Raw genomic sequence first — 14,587 nt, 5'->3', positions numbered from 1 at the left:
CGTTCTCCTCAGAACACCGGCAGGGGCAGCTTGCCCAGGCGCTCGGCGCCGCCGTTCTTTTCCTGGTAGGCCGTCTCGCCCGGCGTCACGAACTCGTCGACGTAGGCCTGCCAGCCGCCCTCTTCCGCCGCACTGGCGACGTAGCGCTTGAAGTGGCTCATGTCCCAGCCGTAGTCGGACGGGCAGGAGGTCGGGTGGGCGCCGAACGGGGCGTGCACCACGCCGGTCACCAGGTAGCGCTCGAAGGTGTTGTTGCGCGCCTCCTGAGCGGTCAGCGCGAAGCGCTCGTGCAGGCGCTCGCAGGACACGAAGCACTGCTTGGCGGCGCGGGCGAACAGATGGTCGAAGTACGGGTCCGGGCCGGTCACCAGGGTGTTGCCCAGGCGGTCGGCGTCGTTGACGTGCAGGAAGGCCACGTCAAGATTCAGCGCCGGCATGGCCAGCAGCACCTCGCCGTCGGCGTAGGGCGAGGCGATGGTCTTCAGCTCGGGGTTGTGGGTCAGCACGTCGGTGGCCAGGCCGCAGCGGGTCGGCAGGAACGGCAGGCGCATGCCGGCGGCGCGCAGGCCCCACTCGAACATGCCCTCGTCCAGCTCCATCAGTTCGGTGAGCTGGCCGGCCTCGCGGCACTTGCGGAACCACGGCTCCAGCGGGATGGCGTCGAGGGTGGCGAAGCCGAAGATCAGTTTCTTGACCTTGCCGGCGGCGCAGAGCATGCCGACCTCGGGGCCGCCGTAGGCGACCACGGTGAGGTCCTTGACGTCCGAACGGAGGATCTCGCGGACGATGGCCATCGGCTTGCGCCGCGGGCCCCAGCCGCCGAAGCCGACGGTCATGCCGTCGCGCAGTTGGGCGACCGCATCGGCCGCCGTCAGTTGCTTGTTCATTGCTGTACTCCTTATTGCCGGCCGGCGGAGAAGTCGTGGCCCCAGATGCTCACGCGGGTGAACTCGAAGGCGCTGTGTTCGGCCCAGTCGAGCTGCAGGCCGCCGTAGCCGTATTCCAGGTCGAAGCCCGAGGGGGTCTTCATGTAGAAACTGGTCATGCGGTCGTTGAGGTGCTGGCCGAGGGTCGCCGACAGCGGCACGCCGTGGGCCTGCATGCGGTCGTGGGCGCGGCCCACCTCGGTCATCGAGTCGACCTCGACCATCACGTGCACGCAGCCGCTCGGCACCGGGTACTCAGCCAGCGCCAGGCTGTGGTGGCGGGCGTTGGCGCAGTGCAGGAAGTGGATGCGGGTCGCCGGGGCGCTCGGGTCTGGTCGGAAGTTGAAGATGTCGGAAACCTCGAAACCGAGCACCTCGGTGGCGAAGGCCAGGGTGGCGTCGAAGTTCGGCGCCGGCAGCACGGTGTGGCCGAGGCCCATGTCGCCGGTGACGAAGCGCGGCACGCCCTGCGGCGAGACGAACGGCAGGCAGTCGGAGCGATGGCCCCAGCTCAGTTCGTGACGGTTGCCCGCCGGATCGACGACGATGGCCAGCGCCTGCACGCCGCGCTGCTCGATCTCCTCGGCGCTGCCCTGCTGCCACTCGACGCCCTTGGCCTCGAGGTGCGCGAGTGCATTGCGGAAGGCCTTCTCCCCGGCCAGCTCCCAGCCCGAAGCCAGGTAGCGCGGCGAATCGCCTTCGACCACCAGCATGCGGAAGGGACGCTCGTCCATCTTCACGTACAGAGCGCCGCCCGGCGCGGGGCTGGTCGGCATGCCCAGCACGTCCTCGGCGTAGCACTGCCAGTCGCCGAGATTGCCGACCTGGGCAACGAAGTAACTCAGTCCACGGATGTCGATCATGCCCCTGCTCCTGAAAGATCGTTTCATGACTTGGGGCGATTCTGCGCAGGCCGCACCAGCGGCTCATCGTCCGTTGAGACTAAGCAGAGGAACGGGCAGCAGGCCTGCTAATCTCGAGGTGGAGAAAGGCAGGATTCGGGATTCAGTTACCGCCCTTCCCCGCTCCGGGCGATTTATCGGAGTCAGGCTGCTGATGCGCAATCAGTTGGTATGCCATCAGTCAGTTGGGCGGTGATAAAGCCTGACCGGCTCCCTCATCGGAAAATCCGCGGGCTGGATTTTTCCAAAGGCATTTTGCACGCCCGGCCCGATCTGGAATGGTGCCTCCTCGGAGTGGAACCCACCCGGAACCACGTATACATCAAGGTTTATCAGGTAACCCCGCCGCAGATACCTCCCCAGATCGACGTGCTCCTGTAGGGTGATGGAGCCTTCTCCCGAAGTGGCGCGCTCCAGAGAGAAGCCACTGCCGAGGTGACTCCCAGGCAAGTCGAGGCTGCCCCAGAAAACAGCCAGCGGATCATCGCTGGCATCCGCATCAACCTCCCATACCTGCAGTCTGACCCGGTTGTTCAGCCAGATGTGGGTGTTCTGCCGCTCATTGAGCACGATGACAGGGAAGGTTCTCGGGAAGGGCTCTCCTTGCTCGAAAAAAACATCCTGCATGGATAGCAGCACAACGGCTATTGCAGTCAAGCAGAGGATGAACACCGCGAAGAGTTTTCTGGGCACGCTCCGGCAACTCCCTTTGCATCCGGTTCGGCGATGAGGAGTCGAGGGTAGCATGGGCTCTCGGCATTACCCTGTTAACTAGTCCATTTCGGGGATTCCCCGCGCGCACCCGCCTCGCACACTCCACTCCTGCTAATGGGCCAGAGGAGCCGGTAATGGACTTCGCGCTGAGTGACGAACAATTGATGATCCAGGAGAGCGCGGCGGGCTTTCTCGCCGCGGCCTCCGATTCGGCGGCGGTGCGCGCCGCCATGGCCAGCCCGCAGGGCTTCGATGGCGAGCTGTGGCGGCAGATAGCCGAGGAGCTGTGCTGGCCGGGGCTGATGATTCCCGAGCAGTACGGCGGCGTCGGCCTGGGCTTCGTCGAGCAGGCCATACTGCTCGAACAGATGGGCCGCCACCTGCTCTGCTCGCCGTTCTTCGCCAGCGCCTGCCTGGCCACCCCGGCACTGCTGCTGGGCGACAACGAAGCGCTGCGCGCACGCTGGCTGCCCGAACTGGCCGCCGGCAGCCTCACCGCCACCCTCGCCTACTGCGAGAGCCGCGACGGCTGGCACGCCACCGAGCAGCCGCGGGCCAGCCGCGACGGCGACGGCTGGCGCCTCGATGGTAGTTATGACGCGGTGCTCGACGGCGCCAGCGCCGGGCTGCTGATAGTCACGGCCCGCGACGATGCCGGCGCGCTGCGCCTGTTCGCCGTGCCGGCCGAGCAGGCCGGCATCCAGCGCCAGGCGCTGCCGACCCTCGACCAGACCCGCCGCCGCGCGCGCATCGAGCTGGACGGCGTGGCGGTCACCGCCGAGCAGTGCCTGCACGGCGACGATTCCGGCACGGCCCTCCTCGACAAGGTGCTGCAGATCGCCGCCATCGCCCTGGCCTGCGAGCAGACCGGCGCCGCCCAGCGCACCCTCGACCTGACCCTCGCCTACATCGGCGAGCGCAAGCAGTTCGGCCGCACCATCGCCAGCTTCCAGGCCATCAAGCACCGCTGCGCCGACCTGATGCTGGCCATCGAGTGCGCCCGCTCGGCCAGCTACTACGCCGCCTGCGTGGCCCGCGAGGCGCTGGTCGAGGACGGCGACGCGCAGCTGGCCGGCCAGCTGGCCGAGGCCTGCGCCATCGCCCAGAGCCAGGCCAGCGAGACATTCATGCACTGCGCGGCGGAGTCGATCCAGCTGCACGGCGGCGTCGGCTTCACCTGGGAGTACGACCCGCACCTCTACTTCAAGCGCGCCCGCGCCAGCGAGCAGCTGCTCGGCACCCCGAGCTGGCACCGCGAGCGCCTGGCCACCCTGATTCTGGAGACCCGCCCATGAAAATCGGATTCGGCATCGAGGACGAAGCCTTCCGCCAGGAAGTCGCCCACTGGCTCGAACAGCACCTGCAAGGCGAGTTCGAGCAGCTGCGCTTTCGCGGCGGCCCCGGCGACGAACACATGTTTCCCGAGGAGCGCAAGGCCTGGGAGCGCGAGATGGCCAAGGGCGGCTGGATCGGCCTGGGCTGGTCACGCGAGTGCGGCGGGCGCGGCCTGTCGATCAGCCAGCAGGTGATCTTCCACGAGGAATACGCCCGCGCCGGCGGCCCGGGCCGCATGGGCCACATCGGCGAAGGCCTGGCCGGGCCGACCATCGCCGCCTTCGGCACTGAGGAGCAGAAGCGCCGTTTCCTGCCCGGCATCCTCGAAGGCCGCGAATTCTGGTGCCAAGGCTACTCCGAGCCGGGTGCTGGCTCCGACCTGGCCGGGGTGAAGACCCGCGCCCGCCTGGAGGGTGATCGCTGGCTGATCAACGGCCAGAAGGTGTGGACCTCGCTGGCCCACGAGTCGGACTGGTGCTTCGTGATCGCCCGCACCGAGCCGGGCAGCGTCGGCCACAAGGGCCTGTCCTTCTTCCTGGTGCCGATGCACCAGGCCAACATCCGCGTGCAGCCGATCCAACAGATCACCGGCACCAGCGAGTTCAACGAGGTGTTCTTCGACGACGCCGAGACCGCCGCCGACAACATCGTCGGCGCGCCCGGCGAGGGCTGGAAGATCGCCATGGCCCTGCTCGGCTTCGAGCGCGGCGTGTCCACCCTCGGCCAGCAGATGCTGTTCCAGAACGAGCTGGACGAGATCGTGCGCATCGCCAAGGCCAACGGCGCCGCCGCCGACCCCATGCTGCGCCAGCGCCTCGCCCGCGCCTGGGCCGGCCTGCGCACCCTGCGCTACAACTCGCTGCGCATGCTCTCCGGCCCGCAGGGCGGTAGCCTGCGCCCCGAGGCGATGAGCTACAAGCTGGCCTGGTCCACCTGGCACGTCGAACTGGGCAAGCTGGCGATGGACGTGCTCGGCCCGCAGGCTGAGATCCTCGACGGCGCGCCCTACGAGCTGTCACGCCTGCAGTCGCTGTTCCTGTTCACCCGCTCGGACACCATCTACGGCGGCAGCAACGAGATCCAGCGCAACATCATCGCCGAGCGGGCGCTGGGGATGCCGCGCGAGCCGCGCTGAGCGTGACGAGCGACCGGGACAATCCGAACCCTGTAGGGGCGAATTCATTCGCCAACACGCCTCGCCAAGGCGAATGAATTCGCCCCTACAGCTACCGGGAGGCCACCATCAACACCGATTCCCGCTACATCGTCTGGCTGCTCGACTTCCTCGCCGGCCAGGGCATCGACAGCGCGGCACTGGCACGCCGCCACCGGCTGGACCCCGCGCGCCTGCTGGACGCCGATGCCGTGGTCAGCACCGAGCAGCACCGCGCGCTGCTGCTCGACGCGCTGCAGCTGAGCGGCAATGGCGGCCTCGGCCTGCAACTGGGCATCCAGCGCTCGCTGGCCACCCTCGACCAGCTCGGCTACCTGATGATGAGCAGCCGCACGCTGCGTGAGGCGAGCCACGCCGGCCTGCGCTACCAGAACTATCCGGGGCGCTTTTCCGGCCGCTCGCTGGTCACCTCGTTCAGCGAGATCGAGGACCAGGGCTGCTACCAGATCCACGTCAAGGACGACCTCGGCCCGCTGCGCCTGCTCGCCGTGGAGGACGTGCTCGGCAGTATCGTCGCCAGCTGCCGCTGGGTGCTGGGCCGCCCCCTGCCGATCACCCGCCTGCGCTGCGACTTCCCCGCACCGCCCCATGCCGAGCAGTACCACAGTGTGTTCGCCTGCCCGATCCAGTTCGACGCACCGGCGACCCAGCTGTTCTTCGACGCCGCCGTGCTCGACCAGCAGCTCCCCCACGCCAGCCCGCAGAGCGCCGCGCTGTACGCCAGCCTGTGTGAGCGGCGCAGCATCGAACTCAGCCGGGGCGACGTAGCTGCGCGGGTTTCGCAGATGCTCGTCGAGCATATCGCCGAGCCGCCGGACCTGGCCGCCGCGGCCGATGCCCTGCACTGCAGCCCGCGCACCCTCAGCCGCAAGCTGCTCGCCCAGGGCTGGCAGTACCAGCAACTGGTCGACCAGGTGCGCGAGATCCACGCCCGCCGCGCGCTCAGCGACCCGACCCAGAGCATCACCCGCATCGCCCAGCAGCTCGGCTACGCCGACAACTCGGGCTTCTTCCGCGCCTTCAAGAAGTGGACCGGGCTGTCGCCCAGCGCCTTCCGCGAGCGGCTGTTCGGCTGAAAGCCGAGCCTCTGCCCTGCCCCTCCCCCGCGTCGCACCTCCCCCCTCCCGCCAACATGGCCGGATCGGCCATCGATCTGTCCGCATCGGCAATGCCCGCACAGGCCCGGCAGGCCTAGCATCGAACCCACGAAAGGAGCCACCCAAACAACACCGGAGCACCGCCATGCAGAGAACCGAAGGCCTCAACGCCCCCATGTTCGAGAAGTTCGCCCCCAACCCCGGCGCGCGTCCGCTGCTGCCCGAGCTGAGCGCCAAGGCGCAGGTCGCGCTGATGTGCCGGATGCTCAGGCGCGAGGGCTGGGACGACCACATCGCCGGGCACATCACCGTGCGCCAGGCCGACGGCACGATACTCACCAACCCCTGGGAGCTGGCCTGGGACGAGCTGCGCGCCAGCGACATCGTCACCCTCGACCGCCACGGCAAGGTCCTCGACAGCGACTGGAACGTCACCCCGGCCCTCGGCCTGCACCTGCAGCTGCACGAGCTGCGTCCCGACGCCAACGTGGTGATCCACAACCACGCCAGGTGGAGCGGCATCTGGGCCGACCTGCAGCAGGTGCCGCCGGTCTACGACCAGTCCGGCGCCTACTGCGGCGTCGAGCTGCCGCTGTACGACGACTACACCGGCACCTTCGAGAAGGAGCGAGTCAGCCTGTCCGCCGCCGAGGCCCTGGGCGACGCCAAGTGGGCGCTGTTGGCCAACCACGGCTCGCTGGTGGTCGGCCGCGACCTGCGCCAGGCCCACCTGCGGGTCGTCACCCTGGAATGGCGCTGCCGCCGCGCCTACGAGGTCAAGCTGGCTGGCGGCGGTCGCCCGCTGGCCGACGAGGTGGTCGAACGCCTCGCCATCGCCGACGCCAACGGCTTCCCCTTCCTCTGGGAAGCCATGGCCCGCCGCGAGCTGCGCAACGATCCGTCGGTCCTCGAATAACGACAATAAGGAGAGCAACCATGAGCCTCATCGTCACCCCCCTGAACAACGTCGGCGTCGAAGTCTCCGGCTTCGACATCAACGGCCCCTACAGCGAGGCGCTGCAGGCCGAGCTGAAGGCGCTGTGGTACGAACACGCCATCCTGCTGTTCCGCGACCAGCAGATCACCCCGGAAAGCCAGATCCGCTTCAGCCGCCTGTTCGGCAAGCTGGAGATGCACCCGCTCAAGGTCACCACCTCGGACCAGTACCCGGAACTCTTCGTGCTGGAGAACAACGGCGCCAAGGACAGGTTCACCACCGCCTGGTACCACGGCGAGGAAATCGTCGGCCGCCTCGACTGGCATATCGACCTGCACTACACCGGTCGCCCCAACCACGGCGCCGTGCTGACCGCCGTGGAGGTCGCCCGCGAAGACGGCATGACCGGCTTTGGCGACCTGGCCAAGGCCTTCGATGCCCTCGACGCCGAGACCAAGGCGCTGCTGGAGAAGCTCGAGGTGGCCTACTCGTTCAGCATGCAGCGCCGCCACATGCGCTACGTCGACCTGGACGGCTACGTGCCCGGCCCCGGCCTGCCGAAGAAACCTTCGGACATCGGCTTCCCGGACTTCGCCGATGCGGTCTACCCGGCGGTGCTCACCCACCCGGTCAGCGGCCGCAAGATACTCGGCGTGGTCGAGCAGTTCCTCGACCGCATCATCACCCCGCAGCGCTTCGGCCTGTGCAACGACGAGGCCATCGAACTGCTCGAACGCCTGGTGGCGCATATCCGCAAGCCGGAATTCCACTACTTCCACCAGTGGCGCCAGGGCGACATGGTCCTCTGGGACAACTGGCGCGCCATGCACTGCGCCACCGGCACCAAGCCGGGCGTGCGCCGGGTGATCAACCGCACCACCATCGAGGGCGATCGGATGCTGGGGCGGGTGTTGAGTGGGGAATAAGTGGCTGCGGCTTGCTTGATGGCTGAGACCGGGGCTGCGATGAGCGTCCCGGTTGTTTCTCACCCCGCCCTCCGCCTGATCCGACTTGAATGGACACGCCCTGGACGTGGCTCTTCAGGTCAGATCGCAGCCAGCCTTTCCGCCATGTCGGGGTACTGCTCGACCAGCTTGATCAGCACGGCAGCCTGGGCATTCGGCTTGGCCTTGTCCTGCTCCCATTTGCGCAGGGTGCCGGTGCTGATGCGGAAGCGCCGGGCGAATACCTGCTGGGACATGTGCATTTTCTGCCGCAGGGCGACGATCTCGCTCGCGGTTACCTCCGGGGCCGGCTTTGCCTCGACCTCGTACTGGCGCAGGGTGATCTTGCCCTCACGGTGCGCCGCCATTTCCTCGACGCCCTGCATCAACTCGGCAAACAGATCTCGCTTTTTCACTTGGCACCTCGTTTTTTCAGCTCTGCGGTGATGGCCTGCCTGAGCAGCTTTTCCTGCTCGGCAGTCAGGTTCTCCAGCTCGTCCTTGTCGTAGATGGCGAACATCCAGAACTGGCCATCGCCGAGCAGCCAGTAGTAGATGACGCGCAGACCACCGCGCTTTCCCTTCCCTCTTCGCCCGTCGGCCCAGCGCAGCTTGCGGAATCCGCCCGTGCGCGGCATGACGTCGCCGGCCTCGGGATTCTTCAGCATATCCCTCTGGAGCTGCCGATACTCGTCGTCGGTCAGGTAGTCGCCAACCGTGGCGGTGAAGCTCGTGGTTTCGATAAAGAGGGCTTTCATGGCCGAAGTGTAAGCAAATTGCTCATACTTGAGCAACCAAGCCTGAATACCGTGGCGCGGCCAGACCTCCTGGCGGGGTGTGAGTCCGGCCCCGGGAGGCTTGCTCAATCCGCGGACTCCAGACCCTGCCGCGAATCGACCGAGAAGTAGCGCAGCCGATACAGCCGCCAGGGCTGGGTTTCACTGCCGCGGCAGAAGCCGTAGCGAAAGGTATCGGGCAGGGTCGGCAGGTCGTAGCGCAGGTCGGTGAACCAGATGCAGGCTTCGCCGCCGCGGTCGATCCGCGACAGAGCCGGAAAGATCGCGAAGCGTCGATAGAGGGCGAAGCGGGGATCGAGCCAGCGCGCCTGCACCTGCGGCTGCAGGGTTGAGTCCTCGCCGTAGCGATGGCGCCGCTGCCAGACCAGTTGCTCTGGCGGCCGGTAGGCCCGAGCCAGCTCACCCAGTGGGCCCGGGATCGGCAGCGCTGCGGGGCCAGCGGCGAGCTGCAGATGGGCCAGGTGATAACGGTCGCCATCGACCACGAGCAGTTTCCAGTTGAAGGGCGAGAGTGGCTGGGACAGCGCCGCCACCCGCACCGGCGCGATGCCATTGGCCTGCGCCCACTGGTGTGCGATGTCGCTGGCCCGCTGTTGCTGCAGCGTCTGGGCGCCCGCATAGAGTGCCAGTAGCGCGAGGCCCGCGAGGGCGGGCCAGGGTCTGCGCAACCTCAGGCTGGCGACCAGCGCGCCCAGGGCGATCAGCAGGAAAACCGGGTCCACCAGGAACAGGCTGCCGATCCAGAAGCGCTGCTGGCTTAGCGGATACAAGAGCGCGGTGCCGTAGGCAGTCATCAGGTCGAGCCCGATGTGCGAGGCAAGCCCGACGGCGGCGAACACACAGGCGGCCAGGAACGCCGCCTTGCGCCGGCCCGCCAGCGCGAACGCGCCGCCGATCAGCGCGGCCCACAGTGGCAGCAGGATGAGCGAATGCGTCGGGCCCTGGTGCCACTCGGCGAGAAAGCGCAGCGGATCGACGAGGAAGCCGATGAAGTCGATATCGGGGAAGACCGCCGAGCTGACGCAGATCGCCAGGCATTGCCGTGGCGACAGCACAGTGCAGCGCGCCGAGGTGGCTTGCGCCAGCGTAGCGCCCAGCAGCGCGTGGGCGAGCGCGTCCATCGCTCAGCCGCCGCTATCGGTCCCGCTGCCGCTGTTGCTGGCCGGTGCTGCGCCGAGCCAGCCGGCCAGCCACTCGGCCCGGGCGAGCAGCCGGTTGAGCAGGCTGCGGCTGCGGCTGGCGCCAGGGCTGTCGTCGCGCAGCCAGCAGGCGAAGGTGCTCAGGTAGATGGCGGTGAGCGCCGCTTCCTCGCACTCGCGCCGCCAGCCGGTGGCGGGCAGCAGGGCCGCCTCGCGGATCCACTGCACCGTGCGGCTGACGCGCAGCGCGCCCTGCACCTGGAGATGCACATGCTCGGGCTGCAGCTTGTAGCGCAGCATCTCGGCGGCCAGCTGGCGGTGCGGGGCCAGCGCGTCCAACCAGCTGAGGATCGCGCGCTGCAGGCGTTCGCGTGGGCTGAGGAACTGCCAGCCCGGCGTGTCCGCCGCGGCCAGCAAGGCGGCGTCGGCATGCCCGAACCAGGCTTCGGCGATCGCATCCTTGCCGGAGAAGTGCCGGGCGATGTCGGCCAGGCCGATATCCAATCGCGCCGCGAGGTCGTGGAGATGAAACCCGTCCCAGCCACGCTCGGTGCCGAGGGTCAGCGCGGTGTCGATGATCCGGCATCTGAGCTCGGCCTGGCCGAGGTCGCCGGGGGCAGCCATTTCGCTCATCGGGTTGTCTCCGCCAAAGGGTGCTGTTCGGTCTCCCGGAAGCGTAGATGCACCGTCGCCCGGCGGTGCGCCGCCCAGCGGAATGCCGCCCGATCCGCGTTGGCGCAGTACGCATCGCCGACGACCATGGACGCATCATCGCGCCCGCGTGCATCTGTTTGTAAGCAGCGCCGGCTAGCCTGAGGCTCAAGCCCCAGCGCCAAGAGGTGCGCACCATGAAGACACTGTTCCTCGTCCGCCACGGCCAGTCGAGCTGGGACGACGTCAGGCTGGCCGACAGCGAGCGCCCGCTGACCGACAAGGGCAAGAACGATGCGGTGAAGATGGGCAAGCGCCTGGCCGAGTCCGAACTGGCCGTCGACGCGATCGTTGCCAGCCCGGCGAAGCGGGCGCTGGCGACGGCGGAGGCCATCGCCCGGAAGCTCGACTTCAAGCGCAAGGACATCGTGCAGGACGGGCGGCTCTACAGCGGCGGTGTGGATGACCTGCTGGAACTGATCCGCGAGCAGGGTGGCGAGCACAAGCGGCTGATGCTGGTCGGCCACAATCCGGCGCTGTCAGAGCTGCTGCTGCACCTGGCGGACAAGGACGTCAACCTGCCGACCTGCGCCGTGGCCGTGCTTCGGTTCGATGGCAGGTCGTGGGCGAAGATCGGCCGGAAAAGGCTCGAGAAGGTGGCGATCAAGTATTCGTGATGGGCGGAGTGGAGAGCCCCTCTCCTGCGGCCTGCGCCACTCAGGGCTCTCCTGCCGGTTCAGCAGCGCCTGTCGGCAGCCCCCGTCGGGGCGGCGCACAATCCGGACGGGGCCTGTCCCGAGTCGCTGCGTGCATAGAGCCGCCCGCCGCGATGGTCGACCTGCTCGCCGATGGCGAACTGTCGATTGGGCGAGCGCACCACGCGGGTTTCGCCGTCGGCGCCGCGCACGGTGTAGGCGTTCTCGCTGAGGCCGGTGCCTTCCTGCACGCCCCAGCCGGCCAGCCAGCCGACACCGGCACCGACCAGGGCGCCCAGCGGCCCGCCGGCAGCGCCGCCGACCATCACGCCGGTCAGCGTGCCAACCGACTTGCCGGCGGTGTTGTCATGGGCAGGCGACAGTACTTCGTCGGCCTGCACGCCTCCTGCGATGAGCAGGCAGGCGCTCAACGCGAGAGAAACGGTGATCGAAGGTTTCATCTTGGGGTCTCCTCAAACTGGTACAGCGCGTACATCCAGTCAGGCTGGCGTGGCCGCACTGTTCTCTTCGTGAATACGCAGCACCGTTGCCAGCTCCGTGCGCACCAAGGGGTCCGCGCAGTCGGGCAGCGCCTCCTGCAGCTTGCGGATCACCCAGCGCTGGCCGCGGTCGATGAACGCCAGGCGTTCATGCAGATCGGCGATGGCCATCGCCCTGGCGTGGAACTCGCCGGTCTGCCGGTTCGGCTCCAGGCCCAGGTGCTGCATGCAGGCCAGCAGGCGTCGGCAGCTTTCCCCCTCGCCGGCCAGGATCTGCTCCAGCAGCGGCCGCAGCTCCGGATCCTGGCACTCCCGCAGGCTCGCCGAAGCCACCTGGACGCCGGCACGTTCGGCACTGAGCAGGGTTTGCAGCAATTCATCGAGCGGCAGGGACATGGTTCGAACTCCTGTAGTGCGGGATCTCCAGCGGATTCCCGGGCGGGGTGGACGGTTCCAGTGTCACGCCTGGCGATGCATTTGGATAACGAATATTGCTGCACCTTCGGATCATTTTTTTTGCACCAAAGGCCGTGTGGAGTCCCCTCTTCCAGGGCCGCCGGAAACAAAAAGACCGCCCGACGCATGCGCCTCGGGCGGCCAAAGGGTGACACTCTCAGCAAATCACATGTACAGCACGACCAGATCGTTGATCACCGCCGGGCGCTCGCTGCCGACCACGTGGATGTTCAGTTCCAGGGTCAGCTGGGTGCCGCGCTTGCCGATCTCCACGGCCTTGACCCGGCCGCGGGCGTGGATGCGCGAGCCGGCCGGTACCGGGCTGGGGAAGCGCAGGCGGTCGGAGCCGTAGTTGACCATGTTGGTGAAGCCGACGATCTCGTGCTCGAACGGCACCCTGAGGCGCGACATCAGCACCTGGACCAGCGCGCCGTGGGCGATGGTGCCACCGAACGGGCCCTGCTTGCGGGCGCGTTCCGGGTCGGTGTGGATCCAGTAGTCGTCGCCGGACAGCCGGGCGAATTCGTCGATCAGCGCCTGATCGACGACGATCTGGTTGCTCCACGCGGTGAACTGCTCGCTGACCAGCGCGTGCAGGGCCTCGGCGTCGTCGACGCGGATCTGCCGGCGCGGTGCCTGCTCCTCGACCTGCTCGACCGCCTCGGGCTCGTCGAAGCGGCGCGGGGCCACATCCTTGTCGACGCCGGTGAAGCGCAGCAGGGTTCTGCCTTCGGCATCGACGGTGTCGAACACCGGCTTGAGGCGCATGCCGACCTTGATCTCGTCCTCGGCGAGGCCGACCAGGGTGGTGTTAATCCGCACGCCCTCGTCCAGCTCGACCACGGCGAGCTTCTGCGGCGCCTCGTCGGCGAAGTCCGGCAGGGTCGGGATGCGCGCCACGGTGAAGCTGTACAGCGTGCCGCTGCCGGAAACCTCCTGCCACTTCAGATCGTGGGAGTAGCAGCGGTCGCAGTGGCGGCGCGGGTAGAAGATCCAGTGGCCGCAGGCCTGGCACTGCGGGATGGTCAGGCGCTGCTCCTTGAGGCCAGCCCAGAACGGTGCCGAGATTTCCGTCGGCACGGGCATCGGTTTGTTGGTCGACATCTCGCTCATGCTCCCTGGAGAATCAGTGCGCCCTGCTCGCTCATCACGCCGCCGGTACCGGAGACGTAGACGTTATCGCAGCGGGCAAGCTGGCGGTCGCCGGCACGGCCGGCGATCTGGTGGAAGGCCTCGATGACCTGCGACATGCCGCCGGCCGAGCCGGCCTGGCCGAAACTGAGCTGGCCGCCGTGGGTGTTCATCGGGAAGTCGCCGCGCCAGGTCAGGTCGTGCTCGCGGACGAAGCGCATGCCCTCGCCCTTGGGCGCGAAGCCGGCGTCCTCGAGGGTCAGCAGCACGGTGATGGTGTAGCAGTCGTAGATCTGCGCCGCGTGCATGTCGGCGGGCCTCAGGCCGGCCATGGCGAAGGCGCGGTCCGAGGCCGGGCCGACCGGGGTGCGGGTCATGTCGTCGGCGTAGGACGGCGACTTGAACTCCAGATGCTCGCCGAAGCCGGTGACCACCGCGCCGCGGTTGCGTGCACGGGCGGCGACTTCCTTGGAGGCGACGATCAGCGCCGCGCCGCCGGCGACCGGCATGACGATCTCCAGCACGTGCAGCGGGTCGGCAACCTTCTTGCTGGCCAGCACCTGCTCGGTGGTCAGCGGCTGGCCGTAGAACATGGCGTCGGGGTTGAACTGGGCGTTGAAGCGCTGCTGCACGGCGATCTTGGCCATCGCCTCGGCGTCGTAGCCGTACTGCGCCGCGTAGCGCTGGGCGATCATCGCGTAGCCGGTGTTCTGGCCCATGTGCCCGTAAGGCAGGTCGAACTCCGCCTCGGGCGCGCCGAAGGCGGTGCTGTGGCCGCCGAAGCGCATGGCGCGGGCCATCCAGCTCGGGTCCTCATCGGGGCCGAACGGCGCCATGCGCGCCGGCAGCACGCAGAGCACCGCCTGGCACAGGCCCAGCTCGATGGCGGCGGCGGCGCGCCAGACCATGCCGACCGAGGTGCAGCCACCGAGGTCGACCACCTCGGCGAAGTTGAGCTTCATGCCCAGGTATTCGGCGGCCATCGCCGGGACGAACACCGAGGCCTCGTGGAACTGCGGGCCGTTGATCACCAGGCCGTCGAGATCCGAGGCATGCAGGCCGGCGTCGGCCAGGGCGCGCGCGGCCAGGTCGGCCACCTGTTCCAGATGGAACATGCGCGGCGCGGTGGCGTACTTCTCCGGTTTGTACTGGGCCGCCCCGACGATGGCGGCGTTGCCTTTGAGTCCCAT

At 68.0% G+C, this 14,587-nt stretch carries 17 protein-coding genes; 6 read left to right on the top strand and 11 right to left on the bottom strand.

Features of this window, described 5'->3' with window-relative positions; all coding sequences use genetic code 11:
* Positions 1-8 precede the first annotated feature (8 nt).
* From RA210_RS13675 to RA210_RS13665, 3 genes are all read right to left on the bottom strand, one after another.
* The gene (locus RA210_RS13675) at positions 9-887 is read right to left on the bottom strand and encodes a CoA transferase subunit A (protein WP_201486831.1); all 879 of its coding nucleotides are present in this window, start codon (positions 885-887) and stop codon (positions 9-11) included.
* 11 nt (positions 888-898) lie between these two features.
* Complete coding sequence (locus tag RA210_RS13670) at positions 899-1,789, bottom strand: VOC family protein (protein ID WP_201486830.1); 891 nt, start codon at positions 1,787-1,789, stop codon at positions 899-901.
* Positions 1,790-2,005: 216 nt separating this feature from the next.
* Positions 2,006-2,521, bottom strand: a complete 516-nt coding sequence (locus tag RA210_RS13665; RefSeq protein WP_201486828.1) for a hypothetical protein — start codon at positions 2,519-2,521, stop codon at positions 2,006-2,008.
* 155 nt (positions 2,522-2,676) lie between these two features.
* Here RA210_RS13665 and RA210_RS13660 point away from each other — a divergent pair, with 155 nt between their 5' ends.
* The 5 genes from RA210_RS13660 to RA210_RS13640 all read left to right on the top strand — a co-directional run bounded on the left by RA210_RS13660 (position 2,677) and on the right by RA210_RS13640 (position 8,011).
* Positions 2,677-3,837: an acyl-CoA dehydrogenase family protein gene (locus RA210_RS13660; RefSeq protein WP_201486827.1), complete on the top strand. Its 1,161-nt coding sequence runs from the start codon at positions 2,677-2,679 to the stop codon at positions 3,835-3,837.
* Positions 3,834-5,012 (top strand): acyl-CoA dehydrogenase family protein, encoded by a 1,179-nt coding sequence (locus RA210_RS13655; RefSeq protein ID WP_201486826.1) that lies wholly within the window; start codon positions 3,834-3,836, stop codon positions 5,010-5,012. Before RA210_RS13660 ends, RA210_RS13655 begins: the two co-directional genes overlap by 4 nt.
* A gap of 77 nt (positions 5,013-5,089) precedes the next feature.
* On the top strand, positions 5,090-6,127 hold the full coding sequence (locus RA210_RS13650; protein ID WP_328821111.1) for an AraC family transcriptional regulator: 1,038 nt from the start codon (positions 5,090-5,092) through the stop codon (positions 6,125-6,127).
* Between the two features lie 166 nt (positions 6,128-6,293).
* Positions 6,294-7,064 carry a class II aldolase/adducin family protein gene (locus RA210_RS13645; RefSeq protein WP_201486824.1) on the top strand — a complete coding sequence of 257 codons (771 nt, stop codon included), beginning with the start codon at positions 6,294-6,296 and terminating at the stop codon, positions 7,062-7,064.
* 20 nt (positions 7,065-7,084) lie between these two features.
* On the top strand, positions 7,085-8,011 hold the full coding sequence (locus RA210_RS13640; RefSeq protein ID WP_201486822.1) for a TauD/TfdA dioxygenase family protein: 927 nt from the start codon (positions 7,085-7,087) through the stop codon (positions 8,009-8,011).
* Between the two features lie 119 nt (positions 8,012-8,130).
* Here the strand turns inward: RA210_RS13640 and RA210_RS13635 are convergent, their stop codons facing one another.
* The 4 genes from RA210_RS13635 to RA210_RS13620 form a co-directional block, all read right to left on the bottom strand.
* The gene (locus tag RA210_RS13635; RefSeq protein ID WP_090941492.1) at positions 8,131-8,445 is read right to left on the bottom strand and encodes a helix-turn-helix domain-containing protein; all 315 of its coding nucleotides are present in this window, start codon (positions 8,443-8,445) and stop codon (positions 8,131-8,133) included.
* Positions 8,442-8,786: a toxin gene (locus RA210_RS13630; RefSeq protein ID WP_201487018.1), complete on the bottom strand. Its 345-nt coding sequence runs from the start codon at positions 8,784-8,786 to the stop codon at positions 8,442-8,444. Before RA210_RS13630 ends, RA210_RS13635 begins: the two co-directional genes overlap by 4 nt.
* A 104-nt stretch (positions 8,787-8,890) precedes the next feature.
* Complete coding sequence (locus RA210_RS13625) at positions 8,891-9,946, bottom strand: metal-dependent hydrolase (protein WP_201486820.1); 1,056 nt, start codon at positions 9,944-9,946, stop codon at positions 8,891-8,893.
* 3 nt (positions 9,947-9,949) lie between these two features.
* Positions 9,950-10,597, bottom strand: a complete 648-nt coding sequence (locus RA210_RS13620) for a TetR/AcrR family transcriptional regulator (RefSeq protein ID WP_201486818.1) — start codon at positions 10,595-10,597, stop codon at positions 9,950-9,952.
* 215 nt (positions 10,598-10,812) lie between these two features.
* Between RA210_RS13620 and RA210_RS13615 the strand changes: the two genes are divergently transcribed.
* Positions 10,813-11,292: a SixA phosphatase family protein gene (locus tag RA210_RS13615; protein WP_201486817.1), complete on the top strand. Its 480-nt coding sequence runs from the start codon at positions 10,813-10,815 to the stop codon at positions 11,290-11,292.
* Positions 11,293-11,351: 59 nt separating this feature from the next.
* On the opposite strand, the gene RA210_RS13610 is transcribed toward RA210_RS13615, so the two are convergent.
* The 4 genes from RA210_RS13610 to RA210_RS13595 form a co-directional block, all read right to left on the bottom strand.
* A complete protein-coding gene (locus RA210_RS13610) occupies positions 11,352-11,771 on the bottom strand; it encodes a hypothetical protein (RefSeq protein WP_201486816.1) in 420 nt (139 codons plus the stop codon).
* A gap of 39 nt (positions 11,772-11,810) precedes the next feature.
* Entirely contained in the window at positions 11,811-12,206 is a 396-nt protein-coding gene (locus tag RA210_RS13605; protein ID WP_201486815.1) for a DUF6306 domain-containing protein, read from the bottom strand.
* 225 nt (positions 12,207-12,431) lie between these two features.
* Entirely contained in the window at positions 12,432-13,370 is a 939-nt protein-coding gene (locus RA210_RS13600) for a bifunctional OB-fold nucleic acid binding domain-containing protein/MaoC family dehydratase (protein ID WP_201486814.1), read from the bottom strand.
* Positions 13,371-13,375: 5 nt separating this feature from the next.
* A complete protein-coding gene (locus tag RA210_RS13595) occupies positions 13,376-14,587 on the bottom strand; it encodes a thiolase family protein (RefSeq protein WP_201486813.1) in 1,212 nt (403 codons plus the stop codon).

This window comes from Pseudomonas sp. OF001 (genome assembly GCF_904426495.1).
Taxonomy (GTDB): Bacteria; Pseudomonadota; Gammaproteobacteria; order Pseudomonadales; family Pseudomonadaceae; genus Geopseudomonas.
This window is presented reverse-complemented; position numbering and strand designations above follow the sequence as displayed.

Bases quoted from the DNA above. Each gene is read 5' to 3' on its own strand.
- RA210_RS13615 (WP_201486817.1), top strand. From the start codon at position 10,813: ATGAAGACACTGTTCCTCGTCCGCCACGGCCAGTCGAGCTGGGACGAC.
- RA210_RS13595 (WP_201486813.1), bottom strand. From the start codon at position 14,587: ATGGGACTCAAAGGCAACGCCGCCATCGTCGGGGCGGCCCAGTACAAA.
- RA210_RS13670 (WP_201486830.1), bottom strand. From the start codon at position 1,789: ATGATCGACATCCGTGGACTGAGTTACTTCGTTGCCCAGGTCGGCAAT.
- RA210_RS13620 (WP_201486818.1), bottom strand. From the start codon at position 10,597: ATGAGCGAAATGGCTGCCCCCGGCGACCTCGGCCAGGCCGAGCTCAGA.
- RA210_RS13600 (WP_201486814.1), bottom strand. From the start codon at position 13,370: ATGTCGACCAACAAACCGATGCCCGTGCCGACGGAAATCTCGGCACCG.
- RA210_RS13645 (WP_201486824.1), top strand. From the start codon at position 6,294: ATGCAGAGAACCGAAGGCCTCAACGCCCCCATGTTCGAGAAGTTCGCC.
- RA210_RS13660 (WP_201486827.1), top strand. From the start codon at position 2,677: ATGGACTTCGCGCTGAGTGACGAACAATTGATGATCCAGGAGAGCGCG.
- RA210_RS13675 (WP_201486831.1), bottom strand. From the start codon at position 887: ATGAACAAGCAACTGACGGCGGCCGATGCGGTCGCCCAACTGCGCGAC.
- RA210_RS13605 (WP_201486815.1), bottom strand. From the start codon at position 12,206: ATGTCCCTGCCGCTCGATGAATTGCTGCAAACCCTGCTCAGTGCCGAA.
- RA210_RS13625 (WP_201486820.1), bottom strand. From the start codon at position 9,946: ATGGACGCGCTCGCCCACGCGCTGCTGGGCGCTACGCTGGCGCAAGCC.
- RA210_RS13610 (WP_201486816.1), bottom strand. From the start codon at position 11,771: ATGAAACCTTCGATCACCGTTTCTCTCGCGTTGAGCGCCTGCCTGCTC.
- RA210_RS13655 (WP_201486826.1), top strand. From the start codon at position 3,834: ATGAAAATCGGATTCGGCATCGAGGACGAAGCCTTCCGCCAGGAAGTC.
- RA210_RS13640 (WP_201486822.1), top strand. From the start codon at position 7,085: ATGAGCCTCATCGTCACCCCCCTGAACAACGTCGGCGTCGAAGTCTCC.
- RA210_RS13630 (WP_201487018.1), bottom strand. From the start codon at position 8,786: ATGAAAGCCCTCTTTATCGAAACCACGAGCTTCACCGCCACGGTTGGC.